The organism is Shewanella sp. Pdp11 (assembly GCF_002838165.1).
Taxonomy (GTDB): Bacteria; Pseudomonadota; Gammaproteobacteria; order Enterobacterales; family Shewanellaceae; genus Shewanella; species Shewanella hafniensis.
The window spans coordinates 501,064-522,422 of record NZ_CP015194.1 but is presented as its reverse complement, the minus strand read 5'-3'; the positions used below and the strand labels follow the sequence as shown (position 1 = coordinate 522,422).

Below are 21,359 nucleotides of genomic sequence, written 5' to 3'. Positions count from 1 at the left end.
TAAGCATGACAACAACAAAACACTGGACCCTAAAGAGCATAGCCAACGAGTTGGGTGTCTCTAATGCCACAGTATCGAACGCGTTTAATCGCCCCGACCAACTATCGGAAAAACGTCGTAACGACATTTTGGCCGCCTGCACTAAGCTTGGGTATTTCGGGCCAAATAAAGCGGCTCAATCCCTACGTAAGGGCAAGTTCGATACTGTCGCCTTGGTGCTGTCGGACAGCGTGGAATACATGGTGTCCGATCCCGTCGCCAGTAAATTTATGAAGGGTGTGGCCTCTGTTTTAGAGCAAGAAAAACTCAATTTGCTGCTGTTTTCGGGCAGCTCAGACAGCGTGAATGCGGTGGCCGACTTTGTGGATGGCTTTATTTGTTATGGTCGCCCGCGTAATGCCCTGTTGGCCGAGCAGTTAAAGCAGGTCAAGAAAAAGGTCGTCACGGTCGATTTTGATATCCACCGCAATGCATCAGTGAGCATAGACAATAAGTTAGCTGCCTATGAAGTGGCGAAACTGGCATTGCAATCGCCCACAGACAATGTGGCCATTTTGGGGTTACGTTTGCTTGATACCCACTTAACGTGCCGAGTGTATGATTTAAATCTGCTCGAAATCGATATGTCTATTGCGCACCAGAGGCTACAGGGCTACTTGCAAGCGATTGAAGAAACGGGTGTAACGCTTGGCAATGATCGCATTTGGAATATCCCCGAGAGCAATGCGGAATATGCGCAAATTGCGGCAAAAGAAGCGCTGAACTCGACTCCAAGACCCAATGTGTTTTTATGTATGAGTGATTTAATCGCCTTGAGTGTGCTCGGTGAGGCGCAGGCTATGGGGCTGAGTGTTCCCGAAGATGTGCGCGTCGTAGGGTTTGATGGCATAGACGAAGGCACACGTTCAAACCCGCCGTTAACGACCGTCTATCAATACTCTGAGCAAAAGGGCCGCAAAGCGGCACAAATGTTTGTTAGTGATGCTGTGCATGCGGAAGTTTTGGGCTATGAATTACGTATCGGTAAGAGCTGCTAATCTCTACATCTTTTAACTAAAAAAGGCGCAATGAATGCGCCTTTTTGCTATTTAAATTTGGCTTGAGCCTAAACTCAAGCCCGAACTGAAACTTATGCTTGAGCCAGTAGGCTAGACAAGGTCATTTGTGTCTCTTTACCTTGTTTATCTAAAAGGATGATTTGGCCATCTTTATTGGCAAAGTCGAGGGTGAGACTTGCCTGCGAATCGGTCGCTGTCCAAGATAAAGTTAACGTGCGTTCTGCTGATGCCATCGTAAAGCGGCCATCGAAGGCTGGGCTGCTATTACGCAGTTTAATCAGCTGAGTCAGCGCCTTAACGACAGGTTTCTGCATGGCTTGCTGCACTTTTTCACGGTTCAAGTAAGGGCGATTGATATCGCGACCGACGTGAGTCCTATTGAGCAGCTCCATATCGTTCGGGATCGCCAGCAGACCCGCGTAATATACCTGCGGAATACCGGGGGCGAAAAATTGAATCGCCCGCGCCATCAAATAATCTAAGTCATTCTGGCCGAGGGCATCGTAATAGGTGCAGTTGATTTGATACAAATCGACGTTGCTGGCGGCCGCGCCTGTGGCTTGAAGGCTTTCGCCCTTACTGTTGCCATGTATGGTTTCAACCAGATTATCGATTTGATTTTCGGTCAATAATCCGCGCAAGCCATCCATAGGGCCGACGTCGATAATGCCGATGCCGTCGTGGGTGTCGAGTACGGTAATGCAGTTGCGCGGCGCCATTTCCAGCCAATGGGTCAAAGCTTGGCAATCTTGGCTAAATAGCGTGTGCAGGATGAGCGGTGGCAGGGCGAAGTCGTACACCATGTCGACCCGTTTGGCGATCTCGACCTGAGTCATGTGGTGCGAATGGATTTCGGCCAGGGTTGTCATGCCTAACTCATTGGCTTGCTTAGCTAACTTATCCACGAACTCGAAGGACTCTTCAATCATAAAGCAGCTAGTGCCGGGCTTTTTAATCGCATAGCCCGCCGCATCTAAGCGGATCAGATTCACTTTACTGTGGTCGAAACGCGCCAGCACTCGGTTTAAATAATCTTTACCCGCAGCGGAATGAACATCGATATCGATTTGATTGCGGGTAAAGGTGGTCCAAAACTCTTCGGTCGAGCCATCGGCTAAGGTGTAAGTGCTAAAACAACTTCCTGGACGTGGACGATAGATAGCTGCTTGATCTTGCTCGCTTAACCCCTCAGGAAATACCTTGTCTTTGGTTAAAAACAAATCCCAGTAAGCCGATTGTTTGCCGTGCTTGAGCACGTCTTTAAATTCTGGCGATTCGGCGGACATGTGGTTAACGATAAGGTCGGCCATGATGTCGTAATCATCACCAATACGTTTAACGTCATCCCAATTGCCTAAGCGTGAATCGACTTGCACATGGTCTATCGGATCGAAGCCTGCATCGCTGCCGTCAATGGGGAAATAGAAAGGCAAAAGATGTACGCCGCCGAATAGACCTTGCAACTCGTCATCGAGTAGCGCTTTGAGCTCCTTGAGCCCTGCATTGGTAATCCTGTCGACATAGGTGATCAGTTGCACTTGGTTTTTCATACTTTGCCCACGCTTGAGTTGTCTTTTTAGAGTAAAGGTTTATGGCAATCGTTAATTGATTGCACAACTAAACTTAATCGATTAAGTTGTATATTTAACCAATATGAAACATTATTCAAGTGGTTTGTTGGATTTTTGAGTTAGTCTCAAGTTTTGGGGGAGGCTAGCTCACTGCTGTACACAAAAGCCGAAACCCTTTCAGCATGCGGTTACTGAGCAGCTGAGAGTGAGTAGGTATAATAACGATAAGGTGAAATGGTATGGTAAGTGATTCAAAAGGTTGCGATAACCGCAATCATACCCGTATTCGGGTGCTCACATATTTAATGTTTTTCATGTTCGCTATGACCTCAGATGCCGTGGGCGTCATTATTCCAGAGCTGATATCTCAGTTTGGTTTGTCCATGTCGCAGGCCAGTGCTTTCCACTATATGCCGATGATTTTTATCGCGATGAGTGGACTGTTTTTAGGCTTCTTGGCGGATAAGATAGGGCGTAAGTTAACCATTTTATTGGGGTTATTGTTATTTGCGCTCGCCTGCTTCATGTTCGCGCTGGGGGAATCCTTTTACTATTTCCTGTTCCTACTCGCCTTTGTCGGCACGGCGATTGGCGTCTTTAAAACCGGCGCACTCGGGCTTATTGGTGATATCTCGACTTCCTCAAAACAGCATTCGAGCACTATGAATACGGTGGAGGGCTACTTTGGTGTGGGTGCCATGATAGGGCCAGCCATTGTTAGTTATTTACTGATCAGCGGCGTCTCTTGGAAGTATCTGTATTTTGGCGCGGGTTGCTTCTGTTTAGTGCTGTGTTGGTTAGCTTATCGGGCGGATTATCCGCAAATCAAACGTTCTTCGACGGATGCCATTAACCTTGCCAGCACTTTTAAGATGATGAAAAACCCTTATGCATTAGGGTTTTCACTCGCGATAGGTTTATATGTTGCCACCGAAGTGGCGATTTATGTGTGGATGCCGACCTTGCTGCAAAGCTATCAAGGCGATTACACCACCTTGGCCGCTTATGCCCTAACGATCTTTTTTACCCTGCGTGCGGGTGGCCGCTTTTTAGGTGGCTGGGTGCTCGAACGCTTCCCTTGGCAGCAAGTGATGTTCTGGTTTAGCTTCGCGATAAGTGCTTGTTATCTTGGGTCTATGATCTACGGCATTGAAGCGGCTGTTGTCTTGTTGCCCTTGTCTGGGCTGTTTATGTCGATGATGTATCCCACGCTCAATTCTAAGGGGATTAGTTGTTTCCCTGTGGATCAGCATGGCTCTGTGGCTGGGGTGATTCTGTTTTTTACTGCCGTGTCCGCCGCCGTTGGGCCCTTGTTGATGGGGCTCGTGGGCGATATTTTCGGCCATGTTAAATATGGCTTCTACCTTGCCACTGGTTTTGCCCTTTTGTTATGCCTCCTCAGCGGATTTAATCTCGTTAAAGATCCTGCCCGCCATTTGTTAACGGTTGAAGCGCACTAATTTGGACTGTGACAGGAAATATTTTTCTGTCACATTTCTTTAATTAATCAATACTTTGATCTGATACATCCCGTGTGTGAACCAAAATTGTGCAAAAAATGCACTTGCTTTTTGTTGTTAAGTTGCTAACTTGTTAACTTAATCGATTAAGTTGATTCGAGGTTAAATTCAATATGACCTTGAGTAATCACTAAGATGGTTCTTCGATTAATCACAATTCGGTAGATGTAGCCATGGGGAGAGCGGGCTGCATCTCAAATATGGGTGGGGACATAAAAATGATAAAAAGCACATCACAGAAATTCTTGTTAAGTACATTGGCCGTGTTGGTGAGTTCTCACCTTTGGGCTGCCGACGCACCACAACAGCAAGAAGCCAAGAAAGACGCGTTAGGTTTAGAAAGAATTACCGTGACTGGGGTTGCCCGTGGCACTCGTGTTATGGACTCGAGTGTGTCAGTCAGCAGCGTGTCACTGGCTGAGCTTGAAGTGAGTACGCCACGTTCATCGGCCGAAGCATTCCGTATTATTCCGGGGATGAAGGTGGAGTCTACTGGTGGCGAAGGTAACGCTAACATAGCTGTGCGTGGTTTACCTGTGGCGTCTGGTGGTGCTAAGTTCCTGCAAATTCAAGAAGATGGTTTGCCAATCCTGCAGTTTGGCGATATCGCCTTCGGTAACGCAGACATCTTTTTACGCTTAGATTCAACAGTGCAAACCATTGAATCTATCCGTGGCGGCTCGGCATCGACTGCGGCCAGTAATGCGCCTGGCGGCATTATCAACGTGATCAGTAAAACCGGCACGTCGGATTCGGGCAGTGTGGCTACCACCTTAGGGCTGGATTACGATACCTTCCGTACCGATTTTGAATACGGCACTAGCATCAACGACAGCCTGCGTTTCCATGTGGGCGGTTTTGTGCGCACCGGTGAAGGTCCACGCGACGCTGGCTATAACGCCAACAAAGGCGGCCAGATCAAAGCCAACTTAACCAAAGAATTTGATAAAGGCTATGTTCGCCTGTATTTCAAACATTTAGACGATAAAAGCATAGGTTACTTACCTATGCCTATGTACTCGGATGGCAGTTCAATCCCAGGTTTTGATGCTAAATCCGATGCGATTCAATCCGCGTATTTCCAATCAACCTTGAGCTTAGGTGCCGACGGCGAACGTCGCCGTGGCGATATGCGCGATGGCATGAATCCTGTGGTGAATTCTGTCGGCTTAGAAGCCTCCTTCGATTTAGGTAACGATTGGCAGGTCGAAAACCGTTTCCGTTTCTCCGATGTGAGCGGCAACTTCATCGCGCCATTCCCAGCCGAAGTGGCTAACGGTAGCGACATTGCCACCAGTATTGCTGGCACTGGCGCTAAGTTGATTTACGCCAATGGCCCTAATGCGGGTAGTCAGATGGACGGTTTAGCCATGCGTATCAATACCTTTGATGTGCAGATGAATGACTTTGGCTCAATCGTAAACGATTTTAAATTGACTAAAACCTTCGACGATACCAGCGTGACCTTAGGCTATTACAATGCCACCCAAAACATCGGCATGAGTTGGATGTGGAACTCTTATCTGATGGAAGTTAAAGGTGATAATGCCGCGCTATTAGATGTGGTTGCCGCCGATGGCACGGCCTATTCTGACAATGGCCTCTATGGTTATGGCGTGCCTTACTGGGGAAATTGTTGCCAACGTAATTACGATACCGACTACAGCATTAAAGCGCCTTATCTCGCGTTAGCCTCGAGTTTTGGTGACTTGTCGCTCGATGCCAGTGTGCGTTATGACAGTGGTGATGCCAGCGGTAACTACGCGGGTAGCGTGCAATCGCAAGTGGATATGAATCTTGATGGGGTGATTTCAATCCCTGAGCAGAGCGTGTCTTCTATCGATAATGCGAACCCTCAGCCAGTGAATTACGATTGGAGCTACACCTCTTACTCATTAGGTGCTAACTATCAATTTTCCAGTGACTTAGCCGCCTTTGGTCGCTTGAGCCACGGTGGCCGCGCCAATGCCGACCGTCTATTGTTTGGTAAAGTGCGTGCCGATGGTTCAGTGGCGAAGGAAGATGCGGTTGATATCGTCGATCAGTACGAGTTAGGTGTTAAGTACCGTTACGACGATTTGTCTGTGTTTGCGACGGCGTTCTACTCTGAAACCGAAGAGCAAAACTTTGAAGCTACCAGCCAACGTTTCTTCGACCGTAAGTACAAAGCCAAAGGTATCGAAATCGAGTCGGCCTATTTTATCGGTGACTTCGACTTTAGAGGCAACCTGACCTGGACCGATGCTGAGATTGCTAAAGATGCATTGACGCCAGAAGTGGTGGGTAACACCCCAAGAAGACAGGCTGACTTTATCTACTCCTTGATGGGCCGTTACAACTTTGACCAAGGTTCAGTGGGCGTTAACTTAATTGGCACTACGGATTCTTATGCTCAAGATAATAATGACTTAAGTTTCGATGGCTACAACCAAGTGAATGCCTTTGCGACTTACAATCTGACCGAAGCCATGAGTGTGTCCTTAAACGTCAACAACTTGTTTAATGCCACGGGTATTACTGAAGCGGAAGAAGGCTCAATCCCTGATAACAATATCATCCGTGCCCGTACCATTAATGGCCGCACCACGAGTGCGACGCTTAAATACGAGTTCTAAGCGGATATTGGTACAGAAACTGTTTATACAGAAAAAATGCTAAGCCCAAAACAGCCCATGAAAGTGGGCTTTTTGTCAGATACAAAATGTAGAATATAGAATACAAAGTTGGAGTGAAAATGACGGTATTACTCAGTTTCGGTGAGGTGTTAGTAGACTTGCTGCCGACCGATGCCACGGGCAAACATCACCAGCCGATTGCCGGTGGCGCGCCCGCCAATGTGGCCGTAGGTTACGCGAAACTCGGCGGTCAGAGTTACTTTGCTGGCGGCATCAGCGCCGACCATTACGGCGTCATGTTAAAGCAAGCCTTAGCGGAGCAGGGTGTGGCGACCGATTATTTGGCCGAAGTACCGGGCGCCGCTACCGCGACTGTACTGGTCAATTTAGATGAGCAGGGTGAGCGCACTTTTGAGTTTAACCGCACTGGCACTGCCGATATGCGCTACAGCAATCAGCATTTTGACAATATCCCATGGCAGGGGATTGATATCTTTCACCTTTGCTCGAATACCTTTACCGAAACCGCCATCTTTAACACTAGCCTTTATGGCGCGCGTTGTGCCAATGCGTTCGCGACCTTAGTGAGCTTTGATGTGAACCTGCGTTTATCCCTGTGGCAAGACTTATCCTTGCTGGCCGAGCGGGTTGAACAGTGTTTCCGTTACACCCAAGTGCTGAAAATGAGCCGTGAAGAAGCGGACTATTTAGCGCTGGCGCGAGATAAGAGTTTTGAAGACTATTTGCAGTTTTGCCTCGCCCAAGGGGTTGAGGTGATTTTGGTTACCGATGGCGCCAATCCAGTGCAATGCATCACAGCGCAGCAAAGGTTTAGCGTACCCGTTCCCAAAATCTCTGCCGTCGATACCACGGCCGCGGGCGACAGTTTTATCTCAGGTTTTCTGTTCGCCTTAGGTTTAGATCTGCAATACGATTTAGGTAATTTGACCTTGAAACAGAGGCTCGAAAGTAAAGAACACTTAGAGGCGGCGGTGGTATTTGCCACTCGCTGCGGCGCGATTACCTGCGGGCAAAAGGGCGCGTTTCCTTCTTTGCCCACACTTTCGCAGGTGAGCTAAAGCTGACTGCATTAACGATAACATCCAAGGTGGGCCTGTTGAGTTTGCCTTGGATTTTTTGTCTTTTAGATTTTCTGCTCGCCATTTTTCAATGGCAGAGCGCGAACCCCATCACGTTTTAGTCGCCCCTTTTCCTGAGCATTTATGCTATTTTAGCTGCGGCTAAAGGTCGAAGCTGTAGCGGCTTCTTCCATGCTTGATGTCGATATTTTTTATTTCGGCATGTTTCATTTCAACATCACTGGGGATTTCCTATGAGCAAAGCAAAAATCGGTATTGTGACGGTAAGCGATCGCGCCAGCGCGGGGATTTATGAAGATATCTCAGGCAAGGCGATTATCGACACGCTCAACGACTACCTCACCAGCGAGTGGGAGCCGATTTATCAAGTGATCCCCGATGAGCAGGATGTGATTGAAGCGACGCTGATCAAAATGGCCGACGAGCAGGACTGCTGTTTGATTGTCACCACGGGCGGCACAGGACCTGCGAAACGCGATGTTACCCCAGAAGCCACAGAAGCCGTATGCGATCGCATGATGCCTGGCTTTGGCGAGTTGATGCGTGCTGAATCCTTAAAGTTTGTACCCACCGCCATTTTATCGCGCCAAACCGCAGGTCTACGGGGGGATTCGTTGATCGTGAACTTGCCCGGTAAGCCAAAATCGATTCGCGAATGTTTAGATGCCGTGTTCCCCGCTATTCCTTACTGTATCGATTTGATGGAAGGCCCGTATTTAGAGTGCAATGAGTCGGTAATCAAACCATTCAGGCCTAAGGCTAAGTAAGCTTCTATCTAGCTTGTAAAAACAATAAAGCCACTGAAATTCAATGGCTTTATTGTTTTGTTCGTTTAGGGCTCATAACTGATTAATCTGCTGCTTTAGCTCGTACTCTGGCTCTGTCACGATTTTTTCAAGTACTTGTACTCGCTCGATCAGTGCTTGGTTTTGTAGGCTGAGTTGAGTCACTTTATCCTTAAGATGGCTATCGTCTGCGGCGCCTACTCCAAATTGGCGTGCTTTTAGATAGTGCTTAAGCATCTCAGTGGCACTCATTCCTATGATGAAGGTGACCATAATCACCATTAAGACATACTCGTTTTCCATAACAAACTCCCGTAGTTATTGAGGTTTTCAACTTGGAGACGATTTGGCGATCTCCGCCAAGTTGAGCAATCGATTTACCTTACAAACCGAAGATTACTTTTTCACTCTTGAGCGACCTTTCCATGCCAAACGCCAGCAATACCGCAATGGCGAGTGTGCCTAAGGTCGACACCAGTAACTGCAACATGGGCAAGTCTTTACCTTTGATAAAGTCCATTAAGGCCTGTTGCTGACCCGAGACTGGCAGCCACTGCAGCATGTCTGGCGCTATGTTGTAGCTGGCGGCCATCGACAAGGCTAAGGGCACAAACAGCACCATAGTCAGGTAGGATTGTGCTTCCTTAAAGGTTTTTGCCATGAAAGACACAAACAATTGTAGGCAAGCGGCCATAAACGCGACGGGGATGCCGACCACTAACATCAGCGCCATAAATTCCGTGGTGATGTTGACGCTAAAGCCGAGTTCTTGCCAAGGCACAAAGGTGTAGGCGATTTTAGACACCAGCAAAATCAGCACTAAACCGAGCAAAGCGAACAGACTCACGGCGATGATTTTCGACAGCACTAATTGGCGAGTGGTCAGTGGATGACTAAGTAACAAAGCCAGCGAGTTACGTTCACGTTCACCCGCGCTGGTATCTATGGCGAGGTTCATGCCCGAGATAAATACCGAGTAAATCATAGTGAAAATCGCGATGCCTAAGATCATCCCGCCCTTAGAGTCACTGGTCGCTTGGTCATGGACACTGACCTTCAGTGGTTGCATCACGCGGGGATCGATACCGCGGGCTATCAGCCGTAGACTGCCCATTTCTGTGCTGTAGGACTGCAGTTGCTTCTCGAGTCGGCGAATCGAGTTTTGCAGTTTTTCATTGGAATTATCGGCAACAATCGTGATCTCGGCGCCTTTGCCTTGGTTCATTTGCGCGGCATAGTCTGTGCTGATGATAAGCTCTATGGCCTTAAGTTCACTGTCCTTAGCTTCACCGCTGTTAATACCTTTATTCGATAAAAAACGGACTAAATCCGGCGCTTTATCAGGGTTGGTAATAGTGATTTTAAGATCGTCTGGACTCGTTAGCTGACCAATTAACACCATAAACAGGCCGCACATGATCAGCGGTGTGCCTATGGCGTAGTACAGACCCGCCATCACAGAGCGCTTATCGCGGGCGGCATCGATGAGTTCTTTACGAACCATAGCGATTATTTTATTCATACTGTCATTCCTTTAACCATGTTCTTAAATGCCACGCCTTTACATATCAAGGCCTTAAAGGTTAAAACCTGCGGCCGTAATCTTTGCTGAGTCATCATGCCGCTATCCCTTCATCCGTGCCGATAAGTTGAATAAAGGCTTCTTCGAGCGAGTCTTTGCCTGTTTGAATGCAAAGCTCTGTTGGGCTACCAATGGCGACGACTCTGCCCTGAGCCATAACGATCACTTGGTCACACAGTGCGGCGACTTCTTGCATCACATGGCTCGAGAACAGCACGCAATGTCCTTGATTTTTAAGGTCGATAAGAATGTCACGCAGCAGGCGAGTGCTCATCACATCGAGTCCACGGGTTGGTTCGTCGAGGATAATATTGCTCGGGCTGTGGACGATGGCCTGTGCGAGGGCGGTTTTCATCCTTTGGCCTTGGGAGAAGCCTTTGCAGCGGCGATCGCTAATGTCTTCCAAACGTAATTTCGCAATCACTTGGCTGGTGGCCTCTTTGGCCTCCTTGGGTGATAAGCCGCTTAGCTCGGCAAAATAACGAATGTATTCCCGCGGCGTTAAACGTTCGTACAGACCAAAAGGGTCGGGGAATAATCCGAGTTGCTGCTTAGCGCCGATAGGGTCGATGGCGACATCTATGCCTTCGATTTCTGCTTTGCCGTTATCGGGTTTCAGCAAGCCAAAAATCGTGCGTAAACAGGTAGTTTTACCCGCGCCGTTGGGGCCAAGTAATCCTGTGATTTGGCCGTTTTGTGCGACAAAGCTTAAGTCATTGAGCGCCTGCACGTCACCGATGCGCTTGGAAAGGTTGGATACTTTGATCATGGCTTACTCCTTGGCCCCAGTGCTGGCGTTATCATCAGTTGTCGTGTTTTTTGTGCCGGTAGCATCAAGCGGTTCTACCGAGCTGGCATTCAAATAAAAGCTGCGGCGCACATCTTTCTTTAAACATTCGCCGTCGAGATCCTTAACGGAACCCGAGCGAACGAGATCGGCAATCAGGTTATTAGCGCAGGATTGATAGGCTACGCCGTGGGTCGCATAGGGTGCGACAAAGTGCTTGGCATTGGTGAGTTTTTCCATCGCTAACTCGCCCCAACTCGGTGGTGTCGCGGGGTCGATTTCGCCGGATAACAACAAGGTCGGAATATCGCTGCTGATGGGCTCGCTAAAGCTGTCATCGACCGAGGGGACTTTCCATACTTCACAGGTGGCTTCTAAGCCTTCGAGCATAGTTTTGCCCATAAAGGAATGCTGAGCCTGCTCGCGCATGGCGGGCGTAATACGGTGCATATCTTCGCCACAGACCACGGATGCATGCATACCCATCGCCATGCCAGCATTGTCGATAGTGAGGGAATACAAACCGAGTATGGGTTGGAAGTTGTGTTTCGCCGCTTGATGAATCGCATGGGGCACTAAGGCGCGCACATTAGCTTGATACAGCGCCATGCGGATGGAGCCGTAGAACTTACCGCGCGTCATAGTCAGCATGGTCTTTTCACCCGTGACTGGGTCGTAGACGTTTTCCATCACGGGCGCTTTGGCGAGTGAGGCCGCGACTTGGTCGAATTCAGCTTTAAGCTCAGGGAATTGCGTATGACAAGCGGTGGTTTCTTGGCAATCCTTAAAGAGTAAATCAAAGCCTCGATCAATCGATGCGCCGATTTCTAACACGCTTTGCTGCATTGGCACTATGCCGTCTAAGGTCACTGTGGCTAAGTGTGCAGGGTATAAACGCATGTAAAGCTGCGCCATACGCGTGCCGTAGGAGATGCCGTAAACATGCAGTTTTTTGTAGCCCAAATGCTGGCGCACGGCTTCGAAGTCTTTAATCGCATTGAGGCTACCGTATTGGGTGACGTCGGCATCGATTTTGGCTAAGCATTTTTGGGTTTCGGCTTTGGTGTCGGCATTGTCATCATCGAATGACAGTGGAGATTGTGCGCCTTCATTGCAGGTCAGCAGATTCGAGCGGCCTGTGCCCCTTTGGTCTATCAGCAAGATATCCCGCTGTTGGCGAACTTTGCTCAGCATGGCATCAAAACCCGCGGCATTGTCTATGGCCGATTGTCCTGGGCCGCCAGCAATGGCGAGTAAGGCTTCTTCATGGTTGACGTTTTTCACCGCGGGCAAGACCACGTAATGCACTTGGATCTGCTTGCCATCGGGTTTGTTGGGGTTTTCAGGCACAGTCACAAAACCGCAGTTTAGGCGATCGGATACACCTTCTACATAACAAGTGTCGGTGTTATTCGCTATGTTACTCGCGATATCAGCCGCTTGTGTCTGTTGGCTTTTTACATCACTCGCCCACGTCGCCGTACTTGCCATCGCCAGCATAAGTGCGCTTATGCTTAATATGCGCGAGCCTAAAATATGCGTGCGCCATGTGGCAAGCGTGGTATTAGCCGTACCATGCAGTTGCCGAGTGGGCGAAGGGCGTTGAGCGGTTTTGCTTAACTTCCTGTGTGTCATGCTATCTATCATGCGCGCTTTCCTTTTTGCATTTCAGGACGAGTGTGTTAATTTAAATACCAGTGTATCGGTGTATCAATGTATTAATACAGTGTGTAAAGGCTAATGTTAGAACTTTTAAATGTCAACCCCAGCAGTGGCGAACCCATTTATAAACAATTACACGAGCAAGTCGTGCGCTTAATTGTGGGCGGTCAACTGCAAGTGGATGATGTCTTGCCCTCTGTGCGCCAGATTGCCGAGCATCTTGCAGTGAATCCTATGACTGTCTCCCGTGCGATTCAGCAGCTTGTCGATCAGGGGTGGCTCGAACGCCGCCGCGGCCAAGCGACAAAAGTTGCGCTGCGCACTGAGACTATGGCATCGGGGGCGAGCATGCTCGAACCCCAGCTCGATGCTTTGTTATCGCAGGCTAAACAGTTAGGCGTCAGCCTGTCTGAGTTAATACAATTGATAAATGAACGCTGGCAAGACTAGCGTTAACCTACTGTCTATTATCGATAAATAGAATAAAAAAGGATGAAATTCGATGGACCAAGCGTGCACACCAATACTTGAATTTAACCAAGTGAATAAAGTCTTTCGCGGCAAAGGCGCGGGTGAAAAGTGGGCGCTTAAGGATTTATCGTTAACCTTGTCGGCGGGCATGGTGGTCGGGCTATTAGGGCAAAATGGGGCGGGTAAATCGACCCTAATGCGCTGCGCCTTAGGCGTGCTTACGCCGGATTCTGGCAGTATTGTTACCTTAGGCGAAATGCCCGAAAACTTAACCTCAAAGGCAAAGGAGCGCTTAGGTTATGTGCCGCAGCAACCTTTTGGTTATGAAGGTTTTACCATTGAACGGGCTCTCGATTTACACCGCAGCTTTTATCCTAATTGGGACAGGCAATTAGAACAAGATTGGTTAGTACGTTTCGAGTTAGATGTGACCCAACAGGTGCAACGTTTATCTGTGGGGCAAAGACAGTCGCTAGCCTTGATTATGGCGATGGCTTATCGTCCTGAGCTATTGATCCTCGATGAGCCGGTTGCCAGTCTCGACCCGATTGTGCGGCGCAAATTTATGGTCGATTTGTTCGATCTCGCCCTCGAATCGGGTTCCGCTGTGCTGTTTTCATCCCATATCACCTCTGATATCGAGCGGGTTGCCAGCCATGTGGCGCTGATTAAACGCGGCGAATTAGTGCTGTTTAAAGAAATCGATGCTCTACGGGAACAAGTGCGTTTACTCACACTCTCGCCTGCAACAGTTTTGCCTGAGTCGGTCACTGTGCTCAGCCGTGTCGGTGATTCTGTGCTGGTTGATTTAGGCGAGTACAGCGCGCCAATCTCGGGTGTATTAAAGAACGAAGCCCTTAATCTGGAACAGCTTTTTATGGAGCTACACAGATGAGTGCGCCAGAACTAAACATCACGCCGACAGCTAAAATGAAAGGCGCGCGGTTGATGAATCCATTTAAAGGCATGCTGCGTCTTTGGTGCTTTGATGTCGGCAGTGTGAGCTTTTTGGGTACTGGCTTATTGGGAATGGTCTTAGGTTGCATTACTGCGTTGCAGGGCAAAAGTGACAGTGCTGAACTGTTGTTTTCTATGGGAATCGTTTCAAGCTCGGCGGCGGTGGCGTGGCAACTTATACGTTTGATGGCGAGCGAGTGCGCTCAGTTAATTCCCCATTATCGTCGCCATATTTATATTCAAAGTGCTGTGGTGTTAACCAGCGTGTTTGGCATAGGCGTGTTAATTTGTTTGGCTCTGGGTTCAATGTCTAGCCTGTCCACCTTAGTGCTGGCCTTGGTGATGAGTTTTGCCTTTATTTACCTGTGTTTACTCAGCACTCAGTGGTTTTACGCTTCCTTTTTATTGTTTGTTTTAGTGCCGTTTATCTCCTTGATTACAGGTTATATTTCCCTATGGTTTAGTGCGATTGCACTGGTGGTATTAGGTGCGCTTATTGTCCGTACCTGCCGTGCTTTACCTTGGCGTGCTGAGGCGAGAACCGTGTACCTCAATGGCCTCGAAATGGGCTGGTTCTGGCTGCCAAATTTGCAATCGATGCGCATTTTGAGCCGCTTTGAGCGTTATCTGCATCCCACTAATTTTTTTATCGGCCCTATGCTGACGATTTTATTGCTGCTTATACCGGCAGTCTGTTTAGTGCTTGGGGTGTTATCGCACCAATTTCATCAGAATTTCCCTGTATTACTGCTGTTGGCACAGTTCAGCGTGATTAGCTGTGCTCTTGTGCATTGGAGTCGAGTGCAGCGTTCGCGCTCGACTGAAACCTTATTGCTGATGCCTGGGTTTGATGGCCGAAAAGGGCTTATTGCGGCTTTTTGCCGTGGGCAGCAACGACTGCTGAATGTGGTCGTCGGCATTATGCTGGCGTGTAGTTTACTGCTGGGTTGGCTCAGTGGTGATCTGAATATGCCGTTAGTGGGTCATCTGGTGCTCAGCACTTATTGGGCCTGCGCTTTGACCTTAGGTTTTGGCTGTATGTGTCGCCGAGTGTTGCATGTCACGCTCACTATGATGTTTGTCGCGGGACATTCCCTGTGGGTTTCCATCAGCCTTGCATCGTTACGCGATGGCGGCAATCTAGGTGATTGGTTTATCTGGGATATGCTCTTAATGATACTTGGGAGCATAGTCCTGTTTTGGGGCAAGAAAACCCTCTGGAAGGGAGATGTCATTAGCGGCTAAACGGATATAGATTGCGATATTGGGACTTAGCTTGCACAAGATTAGAGCAAAAACTCTTAGTTTTTGGCTGGCCTTCAGGTAGAATGGCGCAAAAGCGGTACACTTGTAAGCTAAAAGGTGAGTCTCTTATGTCTCTCGATCAATATCATGTTATTCGACTATTACAGCAGCAGAGCGAGTCTTTAAAAGACGCGATAGCGCTGGAAGGTTTTGAAATGGCCGCTCCTTGGCATCAGGTGAGTTGGCAGGCCTTTGACCAAATTAGCAGTAAAATTGCACAAGTGTTGATCGAACTTGGCGTACAAGTGCAAGACCGTTGCGTTATTCTGGCGCAAAATTGCCCACAGTGGACCTGTGCCGATGTCGGTACACTTAAAAGTCGCGCCGTTGTGGTGCCGATTTACCCCACCAGTACCGTCGAGCAGGCAAGCTTTATCGTTAACGATGCCGCGGCGAAGGTTATGTTTGTCGACGATGCTAAGCAATATGCTATGGCCTGCGAGCTTCAAACCTTATGCCCAAGCCTAGAGCATGTGATTGTTTTTGATGCCAGCGTGGCACTCGCAGCCGACAAAGCTTTTCAGCATTGGCATTTAGATGCCCTGCTAGCGGACGATGCGAAAGCTATTAAGCAAGAAGTTGAGCTTAACCAGCGTTTACAGGCGGCTAATCTCGATGATTTACTGACCTTAATTTATACCTCTGGCACCACGGGCGATCCTAAAGGCGTGATGCTGGATTACCGCAATATGGCCTCGACTATACGTCAACACGATCATATTTTGCCTTTTAAAGCTGGCGATGTGTCTTTGGCATTTTTGCCATTAAGTCATGTATTTGAGCGCAGTTGGAGTTTCTACGTTTTGTGCCGTGGCGGTCATAACGTTTATCTGCAAAATACCCAAAGAGTGAAAGAGGCGATTAGCGCCGTACGTCCACATACCTTGTGTGTGGTGCCGCGTTTCCTCGAAAAAGTGTACAGCGCCGTACAAGATAAAGTCGCCAAGTCAGCCGATGGCCGTAAGAGGCTGTTTGCTTGGGCTATGCGCGTTGGCGGGCGTCAGTTCGAAGTCGGCCAAGGTCGTGCTAAGGGCGGATTATGGTTATCGCTGCAATGGCGTTTAGCTAACAAACTTGTGTATAGCAAGTTGCAAGCTGTGCTCGGTGGACGTTTGAAGTTTATGCCTTGCGGTGGCGCGGCATTAGATGTGAATGTTGGCAGTTTCTTTCATGCGATAAATATTCCTGTACTTTGTGGGTACGGCATGACCGAAACCAACGCCACTGTGACCTGTAACACCTTGGACAATCGTGTTGCCGGATCAAACGGTAAAGTCCTACCTGAAATCGAAATTAAGCTGGGTAAGGACGATGAGATTTTAGTCCGCGGCGACACTGTGATGCGTGGTTATTACAATCGTCCTGAAGATACCGCTGCTGCATTTGAAGATGGTTGGTTAAAAACCGGTGATGCAGGGCGTTTCGATGCGAAGGGTAACTTATTTATTACCGACCGTATCAAAGAGTTAATGAAAACCTCTAACGGCAAATATATTGCGCCGCAACGGGTTGAGGGCGCTGTGGGCTGTTGTCCTTTTATCGAACAAGTGGCGATTATTGCCGATGCGCGTAACTATGTGACCGCCTTAATTGTGCCAGCGTTTGAGTCACTGGAAGCGTGGGCGAAGGACAAAGGGCTGAAGTATGAGTCGCCTTTAGAATTGCTGCGCCATAGCCATGTGGTTGAACATTTTGAGCAGCGCTTAAAGCAGTTGCAGCATGAGCTGGCGGGATTTGAACAGATTAAAAAGTTCACCCTCTTGCCTGAAGCTTTCTCGATGGAAGCGGGTTTAATTACCCCAACGCTCAAGTTGCGCCGCAAAATGATTTACCATAAATATGCCCATGAAATAAATGCTATGTATAACAATTGATTGTTAAGTCATTGTTACTAAAGGCCGCTATTGCGGCCTTTTTTGTTTCTGCTACTTCCTGAAGCGCCTAACTTAGCTTAAAATTCGCCCCGTTTACTGGTGCGCACGAGGCGCAAGGTGTCGGTGTAAAGGATAGTTAAATGGAACTTTCGATTCGTCATTTATGCGCCGCTGTCGGTGCTGTGTTAATTTCTTCTTTTGCGGTCATTCCTGCTGCGGTGGCGGCGGATTTCGACAAAGTGGTTCACGGTCCCGTGGATCTTCCTAACGGCCAATGGCTCGATTTCTATCAAAAAGACCAGCACGTATGGAGCGAAATGCTCTACGGCGATGCGCCAGGCGTGCGCATTGACGATTACGGCCGCGCTGAAATTGTGGCGGTGTTTTACTATGACTTTGATAAAGGCGGCACCAAAGAAGTGATCGTCATGCTCAAGGATGAAGATGGTCAGCATCTGCGCGGCTATGGTTTTGAGGGGGAAGAGCTGACTAAACTACCGCGTCTACAAGTTGTGCTCGATGAACTGGCACCGACCATTACCACCTTTACCGTGGGCGGCGTCCGTAAAGTGCTAAGCCAGATTCCGCCACAACAGTACCGTATGACCTATGATGTTGAAGCAATTGAAGATCCTGCCATTAAAGCGATTGTCGATGGCTCAACTAAGCTCAAACCGACCTTAGTGGGTTATCGAAATTCCGAAGGTTCACCCGTCGATGTAAAAACCGCCGTCGAGTATAAATTACGTTATCCACTGACTCGCAAAGATAAAGATGCTCAAGGCATTGAGCGCCAATACAGCTTAGTGACCACCTTTGATCGCAGTGGTTATAGCGAAGAAGACGGTAGTTTTGTATTGGTGAGTGTGGCCTTTGAGGCCGATCACTTCGACTGGCTTAAAAGCGGCGGCGCTGAAATCCCCCGCACAGGCCCATTCTACAATTTTATGAGTATGGGCATGGGTAGCACTTGGGCAGGGCTTGCGAGTGAAAGTCATTATGCCCAAGGTCTGCTCGATGGTGCCTATGTTGCTTACGATGGCCGCAATGGCAATGTGATGTATTCGGGCGATTACAAGCAGGGTAAAAAAGTCGGTAAGTGGATGGAAGCCGATAGCCGAGAAACCTATTGGGAAGGCGAATACCTTGACGGTAAAAAACAAGGTAAATGGATTGCACAGTCAATATTCGATGAGGCCGATAACTTCGGTTTTGCCCACTACAATCAGGATGTGCTCGACGGCCCCTACGAAATTTATGCACCAGATTATGGCTCCAGCACCGAAGGCGCTAAGCAATTAATGGAAAAAGGCATTTATCGCAACGGAGTCAAAGACGGTGAATGGTTAGAGCAAGATGGGACGAAAGGTCGCTATGAACAAGGCATAAAACAAGGGCCTTGGGTCGATAAAGAGACCCGCGGACATTTTTGCGATCAGGTCGGCGAAGGGGCTTACCTTGGAGGAAAACGCACTGGTCCTTGGATATTTAAAACCGAGAACGGGGCTCGTACTGAAGTGAATTATATCAACGGCTTGCGTCAAGGTGAGTCTAAATCATTCGACAAGAATAATCGGATGTTTAATATCCGCCATTATGAGCAAGGTAGGCTTAATGGTCAGAGTATTTGGTATTCCAGTCAGAATATTATGGTAGATATTTCTAACTATCGCCAAGGTGAGTTAGATGGCCAGCAAATGCGTTTTAACCCCCGGAGCAGTGAGCTGGCTGAATTAACGAGTTATAAATTTAATGAAGCGGTGGCGCTAAAGCCTTCGCACGATGAATGTATCATGCGTGAGAATCCCTACTCAGATGATTGTGAAGGGGTGATCAATAATAAAAGTGAAACAACCTCATCGATAAAGCACGGCGAGCAGCGTGAATATCTCGACAGCGGCACGTTATATAAATTGTCCTATTACACTAATGGCGCCGTAGATAAAGAATATCAGTTCGATTCCAACGGCCGTTTAAAGTATATGAAGGCCTTTAAAGCGGGTAAGGAATACGGCCCAAGTATCAGTTATTCCACAGATGGTGGATACTCACTCTCTCAATATGGTCAGTTTGTGAATAACCGTCTCTCTGGCCCCCATTACAGCTTCTATCCGAACGGTCAGTTAAAGCATTTTTGGAACTACTGCCAGCAAGAAGGCGAAACCTGGAACGGTGAACCTTACTACTGGGATAACGCCATTGCGCGCTGTGGTATACAGCGGGAGTATTTTGATAATGGTGCCGTGAATTGTATTGAAGAGTTAGATAGCAATTATGCCGTGGATAAAGTGTGTTACGACTCTAATGGCCAAATCGCGCAAGAAATGCTGCGCATCGATGAACAGCATGTGGTCCATAAGCGTTATATCAAGGGGGTGATCTATCAGGAAGACCCAGGGTTTGCTGCTCATTCTAAAATGGTCAAAGGTCGCACTATTTATCACTTAGAAAACCCAAAAAGCCATGGCGTGTTTAAGTCCTACAATAGTGGCAAGTTAGATTATGAAAAAATTTTTAATATGGGTAAGGCAGGATGCTTTAAAAAGTATGATGCCAATGGCAAGCAAACGGCAGATACTGCCAGTTGCCAATTCTAAGGTCTAGGTTTGTTTAGCCTTTAGGGTCTGGTAGGCTTGGGATAAAGGATGAATTTGGTGCGGGTAGCTTAATCGCGATAATCATTAAATTCATCAGCTTACAGAATAACAATAAAAGGGAAGTCCGAATGTCAGTTACCGAATACAACCTCGAAATCCACCCAAGATTCACTGAAACCGATGGTCTAGGTCATATCAACAACACAGTGATCCCTGTATGGTGCGAAGCCGCGCGCACACCAATTTTCGAGATTTTTAATCCAGAGTTGGATTTACATCAGTGGAATCTTATCGTGGCCGGCTTTACCGTGGCCTTTATCGCGCCGACTTATTACGGCAAAAGCGTGACAGTGAAAACCTTTGTCAGCCGCATCGGCAACAGCAGTTTCGAACTGACTCAAACCTGTTGGCAAGCGGGTAACAAGACCGCCGAAGTGAAAACCACACTGGTACATTACGACTACAGCTGCGAAAAAAGCCGCCCTATCCCTGAAGATATCCGCGAAATGCTCGCCAAGCTGAATGGTGAAAGCGCTTAATCTGCCCTGTCTCTCGGTCAGCGCAATTGCAATTGCGCTGCTGAAGCGTTAATTTGTCGACCCGCTAACTGTGATGCAGATCACTTACCTGTATCGCCAAATTTTTATCGGTTCGGATTAATCATGAGAATCTATTTTACCCGCATGCGCTCGAAGGATATTTGTCCACCAAGACAGCCACTTAAAAAGATTGTGTGGTCATGGGTTGGGGCTTTCTGTGGCATTTACTTAGTCGCGAGTCTCGCAAATTATATGAGCGAAAACCTCGTCGGCACTATGTTTGTGATTGGCTCATTCGGGGCGTCGGCGGTATTAGTCTATGGCGCACCGCTGGCGGAATTTTCTCAGCCGCGTAACTTGATTGGCGGCAGTGTCTTATCGGCCTTAATTGGGGTCGCAGTGTACCAAGTGTGTGGCGATTATGTGGTGCTAGCCAGCGCCTTAGCAGTATCCCTGTCTATCGCATTCATGTACCTGACTCGCACTCTGCATCCACCGGGCGGTGCAACGGCACTGATTGCCGTGATAGGCGGTGAGAACGTACATCAACTCGGCTTTCTCTACGCGCTAATGCCAGTATTTCTCGGCTCAGTATTACTCTTACTGGTTGCGCTGGTAGTCAATAACCTCTCCACCGATCCCAAGCGCCATTACCCTGTGTATTGGATTTAGCTTTTCAAAAACTTCTGCACATACCAGCAGCTGGCTTGGATAGTCAAATCTTGGCTTTTGGCCCATTTAAGCCCGTGGCGAACTAAGCGTTCGGCAAGTCCTTTACCGCGCAGTTCGTTGGGGACAAAGGTGCGGCTAAAATCGATATCTTTGCCTGATAATTGGTATTCCAACACGGCTTCATAGCCATCTACAGGGATAATAAAACGTTGTTTATCCTGTTGATGTTCAATGGCTATTTCGATATTTTCGTTATCTGACATA

General features: G+C 48.2%; 18 protein-coding genes. 12 read left to right on the top strand and 6 right to left on the bottom strand.

Features of this window, described 5'->3' with window-relative positions:
* Positions 1-5 precede the first annotated feature (5 nt).
* Positions 6-1,037, top strand: coding sequence for a LacI family DNA-binding transcriptional regulator (locus tag AYJ58_RS02475; protein WP_106648681.1), 1,032 nt, complete (start codon positions 6-8; stop codon positions 1,035-1,037).
* 92 nt (positions 1,038-1,129) lie between these two features.
* Here the strand turns inward: AYJ58_RS02475 and gtfA are convergent, their stop codons facing one another.
* Positions 1,130-2,608: a sucrose phosphorylase gene (gtfA, locus tag AYJ58_RS02470; RefSeq protein ID WP_106648679.1), complete on the bottom strand. Its 1,479-nt coding sequence runs from the start codon at positions 2,606-2,608 to the stop codon at positions 1,130-1,132.
* Between the two features lie 260 nt (positions 2,609-2,868).
* Between gtfA and AYJ58_RS02465 the strand changes: the two genes are divergently transcribed.
* The 4 genes from AYJ58_RS02465 to mog all read left to right on the top strand — a co-directional run bounded on the left by AYJ58_RS02465 (position 2,869) and on the right by mog (position 8,631).
* Entirely contained in the window at positions 2,869-4,089 is a 1,221-nt protein-coding gene (locus AYJ58_RS02465) for an MFS transporter (RefSeq protein WP_106648677.1), read from the top strand.
* Positions 4,090-4,367: 278 nt separating this feature from the next.
* Positions 4,368-6,764, top strand: a complete 2,397-nt coding sequence (locus AYJ58_RS02460) for a TonB-dependent receptor domain-containing protein (protein ID WP_106648675.1) — start codon at positions 4,368-4,370, stop codon at positions 6,762-6,764.
* Between the two features lie 119 nt (positions 6,765-6,883).
* Positions 6,884-7,843 (top strand): carbohydrate kinase family protein, encoded by a 960-nt coding sequence (locus AYJ58_RS02455; RefSeq protein WP_106648673.1) that lies wholly within the window; start codon positions 6,884-6,886, stop codon positions 7,841-7,843.
* Between the two features lie 254 nt (positions 7,844-8,097).
* Positions 8,098-8,631, top strand: a complete 534-nt coding sequence (gene mog, locus AYJ58_RS02450) for a molybdopterin adenylyltransferase (RefSeq protein WP_106648670.1) — start codon at positions 8,098-8,100, stop codon at positions 8,629-8,631.
* A gap of 72 nt (positions 8,632-8,703) precedes the next feature.
* Here the strand turns inward: mog and AYJ58_RS02445 are convergent, their stop codons facing one another.
* The 4 genes from AYJ58_RS02445 to AYJ58_RS02430 form a co-directional block, all read right to left on the bottom strand.
* Positions 8,704-8,952 carry a hypothetical protein gene (locus tag AYJ58_RS02445; protein ID WP_106648667.1) on the bottom strand — a complete coding sequence of 83 codons (249 nt, stop codon included), beginning with the start codon at positions 8,950-8,952 and terminating at the stop codon, positions 8,704-8,706.
* Positions 8,953-9,031: 79 nt separating this feature from the next.
* On the bottom strand, positions 9,032-10,171 hold the full coding sequence (locus AYJ58_RS02440) for an ABC transporter permease (RefSeq protein WP_106648665.1): 1,140 nt from the start codon (positions 10,169-10,171) through the stop codon (positions 9,032-9,034).
* A gap of 94 nt (positions 10,172-10,265) precedes the next feature.
* Entirely contained in the window at positions 10,266-11,000 is a 735-nt protein-coding gene (locus AYJ58_RS02435) for an ABC transporter ATP-binding protein (protein ID WP_106648662.1), read from the bottom strand.
* A 3-nt stretch (positions 11,001-11,003) separates the two neighbouring features.
* Entirely contained in the window at positions 11,004-12,665 is a 1,662-nt protein-coding gene (locus tag AYJ58_RS02430; protein ID WP_106648660.1) for an alpha/beta hydrolase, read from the bottom strand.
* A 93-nt stretch (positions 12,666-12,758) separates the two neighbouring features.
* Here AYJ58_RS02430 and AYJ58_RS02425 point away from each other — a divergent pair, with 93 nt between their 5' ends.
* The 7 genes from AYJ58_RS02425 (at position 12,759) to AYJ58_RS02395 (ending at position 21,095) form a co-directional block, all read left to right on the top strand.
* Complete coding sequence (locus AYJ58_RS02425; RefSeq protein WP_106648657.1) at positions 12,759-13,130, top strand: GntR family transcriptional regulator; 372 nt, start codon at positions 12,759-12,761, stop codon at positions 13,128-13,130.
* Between the two features lie 52 nt (positions 13,131-13,182).
* Positions 13,183-14,046: an ABC transporter ATP-binding protein gene (locus tag AYJ58_RS02420; RefSeq protein WP_106648655.1), complete on the top strand. Its 864-nt coding sequence runs from the start codon at positions 13,183-13,185 to the stop codon at positions 14,044-14,046.
* The gene (locus AYJ58_RS02415) at positions 14,043-15,353 is read left to right on the top strand and encodes an ABC transporter permease (RefSeq protein ID WP_106648653.1); all 1,311 of its coding nucleotides are present in this window, start codon (positions 14,043-14,045) and stop codon (positions 15,351-15,353) included. Before AYJ58_RS02420 ends, AYJ58_RS02415 begins: the two co-directional genes overlap by 4 nt.
* A gap of 128 nt (positions 15,354-15,481) precedes the next feature.
* Entirely contained in the window at positions 15,482-17,287 is a 1,806-nt protein-coding gene (locus AYJ58_RS02410; protein ID WP_106648650.1) for an AMP-dependent synthetase/ligase, read from the top strand.
* A 140-nt stretch (positions 17,288-17,427) separates the two neighbouring features.
* The gene (locus tag AYJ58_RS02405) at positions 17,428-19,884 is read left to right on the top strand and encodes a toxin-antitoxin system YwqK family antitoxin (protein ID WP_106648648.1); all 2,457 of its coding nucleotides are present in this window, start codon (positions 17,428-17,430) and stop codon (positions 19,882-19,884) included.
* A gap of 128 nt (positions 19,885-20,012) precedes the next feature.
* Positions 20,013-20,423 carry an acyl-CoA thioesterase gene (locus AYJ58_RS02400; RefSeq protein WP_106648645.1) on the top strand — a complete coding sequence of 137 codons (411 nt, stop codon included), beginning with the start codon at positions 20,013-20,015 and terminating at the stop codon, positions 20,421-20,423.
* Positions 20,424-20,546: 123 nt separating this feature from the next.
* A complete protein-coding gene (locus tag AYJ58_RS02395) occupies positions 20,547-21,095 on the top strand; it encodes an HPP family protein (RefSeq protein WP_106648643.1) in 549 nt (182 codons plus the stop codon).
* On the opposite strand, the gene AYJ58_RS02390 is transcribed toward AYJ58_RS02395, so the two are convergent.
* Positions 21,092-21,358, bottom strand: coding sequence for a GNAT family N-acetyltransferase (locus AYJ58_RS02390; RefSeq protein WP_106648640.1), 267 nt, complete (start codon positions 21,356-21,358; stop codon positions 21,092-21,094). The genes AYJ58_RS02395 and AYJ58_RS02390 overlap by 4 nt on opposite strands.
* Position 21,359: the final 1 nt, after the last annotated feature.